Source organism: Rahnella aceris (genome assembly GCF_011684115.1).
GTDB lineage: Bacteria > Pseudomonadota > Gammaproteobacteria > Enterobacterales > Enterobacteriaceae > Rahnella > Rahnella aceris.
Genome location: NZ_JAADJV010000003.1, coordinates 252,181 through 265,479, shown reverse-complemented (window position 1 = coordinate 265,479; position 13,299 = coordinate 252,181). Strand labels below are relative to the sequence as shown.

At 51.6% G+C, this 13,299-nt stretch carries 9 protein-coding genes; 5 read left to right on the top strand and 4 right to left on the bottom strand.

Features of this window, described 5'->3' with window-relative positions:
* Positions 1–292: 292 nt before the first annotated feature.
* Complete coding sequence (locus GW591_RS16700) at positions 293–1,198, bottom strand: SDR family oxidoreductase (RefSeq protein ID WP_166861029.1); 906 nt, start codon at positions 1,196–1,198, stop codon at positions 293–295.
* 329 nt (positions 1,199–1,527) lie between these two features.
* Here GW591_RS16700 and GW591_RS16695 point away from each other — a divergent pair, with 329 nt between their 5' ends.
* From GW591_RS16695 to dcuR, 3 genes are all read left to right on the top strand, one after another.
* A complete protein-coding gene (locus GW591_RS16695; RefSeq protein WP_013578291.1) occupies positions 1,528–1,845 on the top strand; it encodes an RcnB family protein in 318 nt (105 codons plus the stop codon).
* Between the two features lie 239 nt (positions 1,846–2,084).
* The gene (locus GW591_RS16690) at positions 2,085–3,704 is read left to right on the top strand and encodes a sensor histidine kinase (protein ID WP_037032932.1); all 1,620 of its coding nucleotides are present in this window, start codon (positions 2,085–2,087) and stop codon (positions 3,702–3,704) included.
* A complete protein-coding gene (dcuR, locus tag GW591_RS16685) occupies positions 3,701–4,420 on the top strand; it encodes a two-component system response regulator DcuR (protein WP_014416701.1) in 720 nt (239 codons plus the stop codon). The genes GW591_RS16690 and dcuR overlap by 4 nt, the downstream gene beginning before the upstream one ends.
* Here the strand turns inward: dcuR and GW591_RS16680 are convergent.
* Both GW591_RS16680 and GW591_RS16675 read right to left on the bottom strand, forming a co-directional pair.
* Complete coding sequence (locus GW591_RS16680; protein ID WP_121019910.1) at positions 4,414–5,376, bottom strand: FAD:protein FMN transferase; 963 nt, start codon at positions 5,374–5,376, stop codon at positions 4,414–4,416. The genes dcuR and GW591_RS16680 overlap by 7 nt on opposite strands.
* Before the next feature lie 24 nt (positions 5,377–5,400).
* Positions 5,401–8,178, bottom strand: coding sequence for a flavocytochrome c (locus GW591_RS16675; RefSeq protein ID WP_013578287.1), 2,778 nt, complete (start codon positions 8,176–8,178; stop codon positions 5,401–5,403).
* Between the two features lie 748 nt (positions 8,179–8,926).
* Between GW591_RS16675 and GW591_RS16670 the strand changes: the two genes are divergently transcribed.
* Entirely contained in the window at positions 8,927–10,438 is a 1,512-nt protein-coding gene (locus GW591_RS16670) for an anion permease (protein ID WP_013578286.1), read from the top strand.
* A gap of 190 nt (positions 10,439–10,628) precedes the next feature.
* Entirely contained in the window at positions 10,629–12,275 is a 1,647-nt protein-coding gene (gene fumA / locus GW591_RS16665) for a class I fumarate hydratase FumA (RefSeq protein ID WP_013578285.1), read from the top strand.
* A gap of 76 nt (positions 12,276–12,351) precedes the next feature.
* Here the strand turns inward: fumA and GW591_RS16660 are convergent, their stop codons facing one another.
* Entirely contained in the window at positions 12,352–13,296 is a 945-nt protein-coding gene (locus tag GW591_RS16660; RefSeq protein WP_153375296.1) for an AEC family transporter, read from the bottom strand.
* Positions 13,297–13,299 lie beyond the last annotated feature (3 nt).

The window sequence follows — 13,299 nt, the reverse complement described above, 5'->3', positions numbered from 1 at the left end:
GAAAATGATTCCTTCAAATATAGCATAATTGGAATAATCTGATTGCTTATTATGAAATCGATATCTATCAAAGCATTTTAAGGCAAAAAAAAGCCCGCATGCAAAGCGCGGGCAATCACACAGACACGAAGAATAAAAGCAGTGGTTATCTGGTACCTGTAAAAGATGAGTAAAGATGACGGGTTATGCCGAATTAATTAGCAACGTAATTATTTATGACGTACCAATGCGCGGGAACATGCCTGAATAAAAAAGCCCGTCAATGACGGGCTTTGGCGGTACTGAAGGCGGCTTATACCGTGCCAGTTCCCCCATCAGAACACCAGATTTGTCCTGAGGAATAGCTGTTGTCGTTTGAGGCCAGCGTCACGTATATCGCGGCGATTTCCGCAGGTTGCCCCGGACGCTTCAGAGGAGCCTGCTCACCAAACGACTCGATTTTTTCCTGCGGCTGACCGCCTGAAATCTGCAACGGCGTCCAGTATGGCCCCGCTGCAACGCCGTTCACGCGGATGCCATCCTCCGCGAGCTGTTTAGCCAGCCCTTTGGTGAAGGCCATGATCGAGGCTTTGGTTGATGAATAATCGAGCAAGTTATCGCTCGGTAAAAACGCCTGCACGGAGGTGGTATTAATGATCGAACCGCCGCGAGGAATGAATTCCAGCGCCGCTTTGGTTATCCAGAACATCGCATACACGTTAGTTTTGAACGTGGCGTCAAACGCTTCAGTGGTCAGATCCTTAATCGAATCACAGAACTGCTGACGACCGGCGTTATTGACCAGCAGATCCAGCCCGCCGAGTTTCTCTTCGGCTTCTTTCACCAGTTGCTGGCAGAATTTCTCGTCACGGATATCGCCCGGAATGGCGATCACTTTCCGCCCTTCGGCCCATAACAGATCGACCACTTCTTTGGCATCGGGCTCTTCTTCCGGCAGATAATTGATGGCGACCTGCGCACCTTCGCGAGCGAAGGCAATCGCCACCGCACGACCAATGCCGGAGTCACCGCCGGTGATCAGCGCTTTACGGCCTTCCAGCCGGGCACTGCCTTTGTAGGTTTTTTCGCCATGATCGGGGACAGGGTGCATTTTGCTGGCCAGCCCCGGAAACGGCTGCTTCTGATGCTCAAACGGCGGCGTCGGATACGCATCAACGTGAGGTTCATTCAGGGAAGTCGGGATTGTTTTGTTGTTCATAAACACTCCTTATTTTTAAAATGAATCTACAAAACGCATGTAGAAAATGAATGAACCTTAACCATAGAACATACAGACAGGCTGGTTGAAATCATCGGACGGTTCTGAAGTCATATCAGCAACGGCACAGCCTTAAATGTCATCATGACCGGGCTGGCTGTTGCGCCATTTGCATTTCGACACAAAAAAACCTCCCAGCCTGCGCTCACTTTCTCGTTATTATCCTGCCCTACAGAAAAAGCACAGGCTTCGGCTTTACTGCTCATACAACGGACTGGCGGCATATCACCGAGGCAGGCATTAAGTTGATGGTTTTAACGGGATAATCTATGCGTCATTCTAAAATTGTTATGTTATCAGCCCTGGTTGTTTCATCGTTGTTACCTCTGGCTAACACGGCATTTGCCGCGTCAAACTCACATGAAATCAAATCGTTCTACGATGATTCCAAATTGTATTCCATCGGCGATCAGGTGCCTGCGCTGTACCGCACCAAACCCTATGAAATCGTCGGCTGGCAGGAACGTCACCTGCCTGCACCCGATGCGGGCAGCCACTGGACTTACATCGGCGGCAGCTACGCGCTGATCACCGACACCGACGGGAAGATCCTCAAAGCCGAAAACGGCGATATTTACTTCCAGTAATCTGTCATCAGGATTGCAAAGATAAGGCCTGAAGAGATTCGGGCCTTTTTTATTGAGGTTCCCGCACCGTAAATCGCACTTTCGAAAGTAATAAATAGCGGAAGTATCAAGCAAATAAACATATCATTATGCGTGAACAGGGATGGTTCACGCAGAGTTCTACGCCATACCACCGGATGAACAACGCGAACCATCAAAATTATCAATGAGCATTTGGCTCTATTCTCTCCGGGGCTCCCATGAGCGACTCGCAGCAACGCCATTCCGTGCGCAAGCACCCCATGAAACTCAGCACGTCAGTCAGCCTGATGATAAGCGCCGTGATTGCGTCTGTTTTGCTGGTTGTCCATATGCTCTATTTTGTTCAGGTGAGCGACACCACCCGTGATGGTGTGAAAGAAAAGGCCCTGGCCGTCGCCAGAACCATGGCAGATTTGCCCGAAACAAAACGCGCTCTGCTGCTGCCCCCTGACAGTAATATTATTCAGCCCATCGCCAGCGCAGTGCAAAAACGTAATGACCTGCTCTTTATTGTGGTCACCAATATGGATGGCATCCGTTATTCGCATCCGAATGCGGATGTGATCAGTCATCATTTTATCGGCGATGACATTAATCCGGCGCTGCTCGGCAACGAAAATGTCTCCATCAACAAAGGTACGCTCGACAAAGCGCTGCGCGTATTCACGCCGGTCTATGATGATCACCATAAGCAAATCGGTGTGGTTGCCATCGGGATTTCGCTGGTCAAAGTCACTGAGCAAATCAATAAAAGTCGCTGGAGTATTCTGTGGACGGTGCTTTTCGGCCTGATGGTCGGCGCGCTGGGCACTTACTGTCTGGTGAAATTGCTCAAACGTATTTTGTTCGGGCTGGAACCTTATGAAATTTCGACACTGTTTGAACAACGTCAGGCGATGTTGCAGTCGATCAAAGAAGGGGTGATAGCCGTCGACGATCAGGCGCATGTCACGCTGATCAACCAGACGGCGCGGCAGACTTTCCGTGAAACCGCCATCGACGTAACGCCGGACGCCGATTCCCTGCCACTTATCGCCAACCTTCGCGATGTGCTCAATACCGGCGTGCCGCGCCGTGACGAAGAAATCAACTTCAAGGGGCGTTTGCTGCTGAGCAACACCGTACCGGTACGCAACAACGGCGTCATCATTGGCGCGATATGTACATTCAGGGATAAAACCGAAGTCAGCCAGTTAATGCAGCGCCTGAGCGGAATGGTAAACTATGCAGATTCGTTGCGTGAACGTTCGCATGAATTCATGAACAAACTGCATGTGATCCTCGGATTACTGCACATGAAAAGTTATGCTCAGCTTGAGGATTACATTCTCAAAACGGCCAATAACTATCAGGCGGAAATCGGTTCACTGTTGCTGAAAATAAAGTCTCCGGTGATTGCCGGTTTCCTGCTCAGCAAGATGAACCGCGCATCGGACACCCGGCATCTGTTAACGCTCAGCGATGACAGTCTGCTGCCGGATAATAATAATGAAGATCAGGTGGCAGCACTGATTACCGTGCTGGGCAATCTGATTGAAAATGCGCTGGATGCGCTTGGCGATCAGCCTGATGGTGAAGTCAGCGTCTTGCTGCACTATCAGAATGGTTCGCTGGCCTGCATCGTCAGTGATGACGGGCCGGGCATTCAGCCGGAAAATATTGACGCAATATTCGAAAAGGGTGTGTCGTCGAAAGGCGATCAGCGGGGCATGGGACTTTTTCTTGCTAAACAGCAAGTGGAAAGCCTCGGCGGAACGATTACTGTAGAATCGGAACCTGATGTTTACACTCAATTTTTTGTACAACTTCCCTGGGATGCCGAGAGGACAAATTCTTGATCAATGTACTGATAGTTGATGATGATGCCATGGTGGCAGAGCTGAACCGATGTTATGTCGGCCAGATTGACGGCTTCGCGTGCTGCGGCACCGCGTCGACGCTGCAACAGGCGAAAGATCTGGTACTGAATTCAGAACTGTCTATCGACCTGATTTTGCTCGACGTCTATATGCAGCAGGATAACGGGCTGGATTTGCTGCCTGAACTGCGTAACGCCCGACGGCCTGTCGACGTCATTGTCATTTCTTCGGCTGCAGATGCAGAAACCATCAAAAAATCGCTTAATTATGGCGTGGTGGATTATCTGATCAAACCGTTCCAGTTTTCCCGTTTTGAGGAAGCACTGACCGGCTGGCAGCAGAAGAAAACACTGATGGATAATCAGCAGTATTACGAACAGTCAGACGTTGACCGGCTGATCCACGGCAACAATACTGCGGCGGCGGACACCAAAAAGTTGCCGAAAGGCTTAACGCTGCAGACATTACGCACATTGTGTCAGTGGATTGATGCCCATCCGACAATGGAATTTTCCACGGATGAACTGGCAACGTCCGTGAATATTTCGCGGGTGTCTTGTCGTAAATACCTGATCTGGCTGGCACAGATGAACATTTTGTTCACCAGCATTCATTACGGCGTCACGGGCCGGCCGGTATATCGTTACCGTCTGCAGGCCGATCACTACTCGTTGCTGAAGCAGTACTGTCAGTAAGTCACCAGACGATAACGGTCATCCAGTGGCATGAAGGTAAACTGCCGCTGAGATGACAAGATAATCCGCCCGTCGCGGGTGACGAAAATCGCCTCGATGTGCGGAATCTGCGACATATATGCCAGACTCTTCTCCACGCCCATCCCGTACAGCAACGTTGTCCAGATATCCCCGTCTATTGAATCCTCAGAAACAATGGTCACGCTGAGCAGTTCGTTATCCAGCGGATAACCGGTTTTCGGGTCAAGGATATGATGATAACAGTGCCCGTCCAGTTCGAAATAACGCTCGTAAATACCGGACGTCACCACCGATTTGCCGATGACGTTGATCACACCGATCAGCGCGTCCGGGTCCGAAAACGGTTTTTTCAGCCCAATCGCCCATGCCCCTTCCGCACCGGAACCCAGCGTTTGTACGTTACCGCCCAGATTGATTAATGCGTTCTCAACCTGTTGTTCCCGCAGGTAATCCCGCACAACATCGGCGATATAACCTTTGGCAATCGCCCCGAGGTCGATTTCCATGCCGGCTTTTTGCAGAAACACCGAACGGGTTTGTTCATCAAGGATCACGTCTTCAGGATCGGTCAGCGCCAGCAATGTCTTGATATCCTGTGCAGCCGGGATGGTGTGACCGTTGAAGCCGATTTTCCAGCGCTTGACCAGCGGGCCGATGGTGAAATTAAAATGGCTGTCCGGCAGGCAACTGATGGCTTTCGCACGGCGGATTAATGCATAGACCGGTTCGCTGACGGTGACAGGGTCACGTCCTGCGGCATGGTTAATCGCCATAATATCGGAGTGCGCGCGGTTCACCGTGAAGGTGTTTTCCTGCAATTTGATCAGCCTGAAAACGCCAGACGCCAGACTTTCGTTATGTTCAAACAGCTTGAGAAGAATGGGCGAACCCATCAAAACAGCGGAATAAGCATAAACACGATCGTCTGGCGTCATTGTAATACCCTGCGTGATAAACGGTTACCGCATCGCGAATTTCGCGGCGTTTTGCCCTGCAAGGATACCGAAGATAATGATATCTGCAACGGCATTACCGCCGATACGGTTGCCGCCGTGGATACCGCCAACCACTTCACCCGCCGCAAATGCGCCGCCGAGCACCTGTTGCTGCGCGTCCAGCACGCAGGTTTCGGTGTTGATGGTTACGCCACCCATGGTGTGATGCACGCCGGGTGCGATACGGATAGCATAGAACGGCCCCTGATTGATCGGGTGGCGCAGCGCAGTTTTACGGCCAAACTCCGTGTCGTGCTGTTTATCCACGGCGACGTTGTAACTTTCCAGCGTTGCCAGGAAGGCATCGGAGTTCATTTCCAGTTTCGCCGCCAGATCACGTGGTGAACTGCCGCTGATAACAAACCCTTTCGCAATGTATTCATCAGCCGCTTTATTGTTCAGGCGCACCTGCTCGTCAAACACCACGTAAGCAAATTTCTCCGGCAACGCGATGATGTTCGCCGATACTTTGTCGCGGGTTTCCATTTCGTTGAAGAAGCGTTTTCCCGCCTGACTGACCAGAATCGCCCCGCCGCCACGAATGGCCTCCGAAATCAGATAAGACGTGGTTTGTTCAACCGTAGGGTGGATCTGAATTTCGCCCATATCCACCGTGCCTGCGCCAATATTCTGCAGAATGGCGATGCCGCTACCGGTGGCGCCTTTGTGGTTGGTGGTCACGAAACCGTCCAGTTCAGGGCGATATTTCACCACCATTTCGCGGTTGGCGCTGAAACCACCGGTGGCGACGATCACGCTTTTGGCATTAATCATCAGCACTTCATTGTCGTCATTGAGCAACTGCACGCCCTGTACCGCACCATCGGCATAACGGATTTCCGTGACCGACGTATCGAGCATCACGTCGATATTACGTTTGTTAAGATTCTTCACCAGACCGCTGATCAGGAAGCCGCCCACTGCACTGCGGTCCGCCGGACGGTGCGTGCGGTCGATGCTCATCCCGCCGGTAATGGTGATGTCACTCAGTTCAATATGGTGATCGGCCAGCCATTCCACCGCCTGCGGCGCACGTTCGATGAACTCTTTCAGCAGGACAGTATTGTTTTTGAACTGACCGCCTTTCAGGGTTTCCTGATAGAACAGCTCTTTGCTGTCTTCGATACCTTTCAGGCGCTGATAACGGGTTTCCGCGGCGTTCATACCGACCGACGCTTTAATGGTGTTACCGCCGATGGTCGACATTTTCTCGACGATCAGGACTTTCGCCCCTTCGTCACAGGCCTGAATCGCTGCCGCCAGACCGGCACCGCCGCTGCCGACGACCACAACGTCGTAGTTTTGTGGTTCATTCAGGCTGCCGCCCTCTTCCAGCAACTGCGCTTTGCAGGATTTGGCGATGGCTTTGGAGACGGCTTTTTTCACCGCTTCACTTTGCTCGGTTGCGCCGGTCACCGCATCGACGTGCGGGCTGTTAGCGTCGAGAATACGGCTGCGGATAATTTCAAAGCTGGTGGTGAATTCCACATCCGTGTCCGCGCCCGCTTCCAGCGCGATATCCGTAATGCGGTCGGTTTCCAGACTGACGTTAACGGCCAGTTCATGCGCAGGATCCTGCACTTTTTCCCGGAACACACCGGCTTTGAATTTCTTCGAGGTCATGCTCATGTCGCGGATCATCGCGTCCACCAGCGAGAAACGCCACAGCGGTTCAGGAATGGTCAGGGCTTCGCGTTGTGTGCTGTCGATAAACAGGTCGAGTTTCTGATCGGCTGCGATACGGTCAGTCCAGTCCGGATAAGCGATGCAGGCTTTACCGATGGCGATCATGTCATAGCCGTGTTCAAGCGCCATTTCCGCATCGGATTTATTCACGATACCGCCCACGCCCATCACCGGAATTTTGGCCAGTGTGTCGGAACGCATCGCGACATATTTGTCGATCAGTGGCGTCGGATCAGTGGTATCAACAATGGAAGGACGCAGCGAGTACCCGAGGGAGAAATGCAGGTAATCCAGCCCGCGGGCAGCAAGCTGTTCCAGCAGATACATTGTGTCGGCAAAACGGATCCCCGGTTCTTCCAGCTCTTCTGGTGAGAAACGATAACCGATGATGAAAGAAGAATCGGCGTATTTCTTCGCCATCTCATGGGTGATATCGAGAACAGCCAGCGGGAAGCGGGCGCGGTTTTCGCGGCTGCCGCCCCATTTGTCGTCACGCTGGTTGGAATTCGGCGAGAAGAATTGCTGGATCAGATAGGTGTTCGCGCCGTGGATTTCCACGCCGTCAAAACCGGCTTCAATCGCACGACGCACGCCTTCACCGAATTTGGTGATCATGCCGTCAACTTCATCTGCCGTCAGTGCCACCGGTGTGGCTGCACCGTCACGTGGTGCCGCCAGTGCGCTTGGCGCAACCGGCTGCTGGCCACCAATCAGTTTTGGCTCGCTCATGCGGCCACCGTGATAAATCTGCAAAAGGGCTTTTGAGCCCTGAGATTTCACGGCTGCGGCGATTTTTGCCAGACCGTCGATTTTGCTGTCGTTATCGATACCGATAGCGCCGGGGAATGCCAGACCTTTATCATCGACAAAACAGCATTCAACAATCACGGTGCCGATGCTGCCGGCACGGGCGCGGTAATATTCAACCAGCTCGCTGGTGACGGTGCCGTCGTAAAAGCCGGTGCAGGTGGTCATTGGCGCCATCAGAATGCGGTTTTTCAACTCAGTACCATTGGGCAGAGTGAACGGACTTAATAACAGGTGGTTGGTGCTCATAATAATTACTCCAAACTTTAAGGTTTTAAATTCTGAATTCGTTATCGGCGCGCTATTTGAGCTATTTGAGATAAGCGCAGTGGAGTATTGATTTATTATTCGTTGTTTTTATTTCAATGCCGATGTCATGCTATTAATATAAGTTTATTTTTACTTCCAAAACTTATTACATTAGTTAATTAACTATTTATCTATTAACTTAACACCTGTTATATTAAAATTATGTTAACTATTAAATTAAATAATCACATTAATGCAAACTACAATCTTATTTGTATTTAACTGATGAGATGATTATTACATCCTCCGGGCTTTTCCCTTCGGCAGATCACGGAACCCGCCCGCTGGCAAGAGGTGGCAGATCGCCTGATGAGGGAGTGTGGCTGTGAATGACTCTCATTTTGCCCTACTCCATTTTTTGCTTTCCGTTACCCCGAAAGATACCCCCGTCACAAATTGCCCTTTAATTAATCAGGCAGGCTCTGCATAACGGTTTCATACGATTTAAAAAAGAATTCAGCACCGTATTTTGTTGATCAAGATCAACAGTTAAAAATAGGGAAAACGCATTATATAAACATTTCCTCCCTCTTACGGGGAATAGTAAGCACTTAACAAAAATAACAATAACGAGGCAATTAACATGCCACTATTGAATAATTAAAAAAAAGATTAAGTAACTAAAAAAACCAAACGATATCTTACCTATGCATCATCACAATATTCCTAACTACCTAAGATAAATATTATGAGCGAAATATCAAAAACTGCGGTGAAAGAACCAGCGAAAAAAGCCGAATCCGGCAAAAAAAATCGCTGGATCTTTATGGTACTTCCCGTGCTGGTGTCCGTGCTGTTGCTGCTCGTTCCTGTACCTGCCGGTCTGGAACCTCATGCCTGGCACTTCTTCGCCATCTTTGTGGGCGTCATTATCGGTCTGATCTTCGAGCCATTGCCGGGGGCCGTTATCGGCTTAACCGGTGTGGTGGTCATCGCCCTTTTCAGCCAGTGGTTGCTTTTCAGCCCGGCTGAGCTGGCGGATCCTAAATTCAAAACCGCAGCACAGTCCTTCAAATGGGCGGTCAGTGGTTTTGGCAACTCCACGGTATGGTTAATCTTCGGCGCGTTCATGTTTGCCGCCGGCTACGATAAAACCCAGTTCGGCCGCCGTCTGGCGCTGATTCTGGTGAAATATCTTGGCCGCCGCAGCCTGACGCTCGGTTATGCCATCACCTTTGCTGATCTGTTACTGGCACCCTTCACACCGTCCAACACCGCGCGCAGCGGCGGCACGATCTACCCGATCATTGCTAACCTGCCGCCGTTGTATGGCTCAAAACCGAACGACCCGAGCGCACGTAAAATCGGTTCTTACCTGATGTGGGTGGCGATCACCGCAGCCTGTATCACCAGTTCGATGTTTCTCTCTGCACTGGCGCCTAACCTGCTGGCGCTGGGTATCGTGAACAGCGTAACCGGTATCAACATTTCGTGGGGCACCTGGTTCATCGCCTTCCTGCCGGTCGGTCTGCTGCTTCTGTTGACTATGCCGCTGCTGGCGTACTGGTTCTACCCGCCGGAAGTGAAAATCAATGACGAAGTGCCGCGCTGGGCAACCGCTGAGCTGGCAAAACTGGGCAGAATGTCCCGTCACGAAATCCTGCTGCTGGTGTTCGTCTGCTGCGCGCTGGCGATGTGGATTTTCGCTGCGAGCTTTATCGAACCGGCCATGGCTGCTTTGCTGGTCGTGGTACTGATGCTGTGGACCGGCGTTCTGAACTGGAACGACATCACCAGCAACAAACCGGCCTGGAATACCTTCGCCTGGTTCGCCACGCTGGTAGCGCTGGCTGACGGCTTATCCCGCACCGGTTTCATCGCCTGGCTGGGTAAAGAAGGCGCAGCACTGATGGGCGGTATCTCCCCGGGCGCGGCGACAATTGCCCTGCTGCTTGCGTTCTACCTGCTGCATTACCTTTTCGCCAGCACCACGGCGCACACCACCGCCCTGTTACCGGCTATGCTGACCATCGGCGCGGCAATCCCTGGCATTAACATGCAGGTATTCTGTTTGCTGATGGTGACGTCTCTGGGTGTTATGGGGATCATCACACCTTACGGTACCGGCCCAAGCCCGATTTATTACGGCAGCGGTTATCTGCCAACCAAAGATTACTGGCGTCTCGGCACTATCTTCGGAGCCATCTTCCTGATTGCCTTACTGGTCATCGGTTATCCGTGGATGATGATGATGTTCTGATTGTGGCGATAAAATCACCCACAAAGCATTAACAGAGCATTTACTGAAAGAAAACATATAAACCCCGTTGCCAGCCTGTGTATTTGGCTGGCAACATACAGAACGAATATAAACGTCGCCCCGAACACCCCTGCTATACCGCATCAACAGTCCCACCCGTGGCGACAAAAACGGAAAAAGTGAGAAAACAATGTCGAACAAACCGTTCTATTATCAAAATCCCTTCCCCGTTTCCAAAGATGACACCGAATATTATCTGCTGACCAAAGAACATGTCTCCGTCAGCACCTTCGACGGCGAAGAAGTGTTAAAAGTGGAACCGCAGGCGTTAACGCTTCTGGCGCAACAGGCGTTCCACGATGCCTCTTTCATGCTGCGCCCTGCACATCAGCAACAAGTGGCTTCCATTCTTCATGACCCGGAATCCAGCGAAAACGACAAATACGTTGCGCTGCAATTCCTGCGTAATTCTGAAATTGCGGCCAAAGGCATTCTGCCAACCTGTCAGGACACCGGCACCGCAATCATCATGGGTAAAAAAGGGCAGCGAGTCTGGACCGGCGGCGGCGACGAAGCCAGCCTGTCTCAGGGTGTGTATAACACCTTCATCGAGGATAACCTGCGCTATTCCCAGAATGCCGCACTGGATATGTACAAAGAGGTAAACACCGGCACCAATCTGCCTGCACAAATCGACCTCTACAGTGTCGATGGTGACGAGTACAAATTCCTGTGCATCGCCAAAGGCGGCGGTTCTGCCAACAAAACCTACCTGTATCAGGAAACCAAAGCGCTGATTACCCCGGCGAAGCTGAAAGATTACCTGGTTGAGAAAATGCGCACGCTGGGCACGGCAGCCTGTCCGCCGTACCATATCGCGTTCGTGATTGGCGGTACGTCTGCTGAAGCAACGCTGAAAACCGTAAAACTGGCGTCCACCCATTACTATGACGGTCTGCCAACGGAAGGTAACGAACACGGTCAGGCATTCCGCGACGTCAATCTGGAACAGGAACTGCTGGTGGAAGCCAACAATCTTGGTCTCGGCGCGCAGTTCGGTGGCAAATACTTTGCCCACGATATCCGCGTAGTACGTCTGCCGCGTCACGGTGCATCCTGTCCGGTCGGGATGGGCGTTTCCTGCTCCGCAGACCGTAATATCAAAGCCAAAATCAATCGTGACGGTATCTGGATCGAAAAACTGGAAGACAATCCGGGCCAGTACATCCCTGAGGCCCTGCGTGAGCAAGGCGAAGCGGGGGTGGTGAAAGTTGACCTGAATCGTCCGATGCCTGAAATCCTGGCGCAACTTTCTGAATATCCGGTATCTACCCGTCTTTCCCTGAGCGGTACGATTATCGTTGGCCGTGACATCGCACACGCCAAACTGAAAGAGCGTCTGGATAACGGCGAAGGCTTGCCGCAATACATCAAAGATCACCCGATCTACTACGCAGGCCCGGCGAAAACCCCGGAAGGATACGCTTCTGGTTCTCTCGGCCCGACCACCGCAGGACGCATGGATTCTTACGTGGATCTTCTGCAATCCAACGGCGGCAGCATGATCATGCTGGCCAAAGGTAACCGCAGCCAGCAGGTGACCGACGCCTGCCATAAACACGGCGGTTTCTATCTCGGCAGCATCGGTGGCCCGGCAGCGGTGCTGGCGCAGCAAAGCATCAAGAGCCTGGAATGCGTGGAATATCCTGAATTAGGAATGGAAGCCATCTGGAAAATCGAAGTCGAAAACTTCCCGGCATTCATTCTGGTGGATGACAAAGGCAACGATTTCTTCCAGCAAATTCATGCAAATACCTGCGCGAAGTGTGTGAAATAAACGCCTGCTGAAAGACAAAAGGCCTGCCAGAAATGGCGGGCCTTTTTTATGGGTAAAACGTCGCAAATCAGCGCATTTACGACATCATGTAAATCACGAGACCTTCTGTCACTATGCCCAGTGCGGTGCCGATGAGTATTGAGGAAGACGCGGATTCCACATAGGTGTCGCTGCGCACGGCGAACATGCCTGCAGCAATGGCGGAAGGCGTTGCGCCGATGATCACCACCTGCTGCATCAGCGTATGGCTCAGCCCAAATGCCAGACCGGCAGCGGCCATAATCGCGGGCTGGATCAGGTTTTTCATGCCGATGTTAGTGACCGTATGAATATTCAGCGTCGGGCGCTCGCCGAAGAACAACAGACCCAGCGCGAACAGAGAAATCCCGCCTGCGGTTTTACCCATCATTTCCACCGACGAGGACACCAGTTCCGGAATTTTAATGCCAGCCAGACTCATCGCCACACCCAGCACCGGGATCCAGACAATCGGATTGCGTACGGCTTTGAACAGATTATTCAGGATCATCTTGCCGAGGCTGCCCTGTTGAGCCAAATCGCTGTTTTTGTCACCCATGCGGATCAACACAATCGTCAGCGGGATCATCAGCACGCTGGTGATAAGATTACCGACCAGCACCCCCAGAAAACCTTCCGGCCCGATAAGCACCGCCAGTACAGGCGCGCCAAAGTAAGCCATATCCGGGAACGCGCAAACCAGCGACTGAATGGCGCTGGTTTTGATGTCATGGCGGAAAAACCAGCGCGAGATGCACAACGTCAACAAATAAGAGCCCATCAGGCCAATCACCAACACTGCCATAAACGATAAATTCTGAATCTTGGCCGGATCAGTATGTAATGCACCGATAAAAAGATGTAATGGCAGCGCGAAACGGATCACTACCGTGGCTAATACCGTAGCATCGTCACGTTTCATATAACCCAGTTTCCCGCTCAGCCAGCCTAATACCATAATAAACACTAAAGGAAATAATGAGGATAAGAGTAATGTCGGCATAAT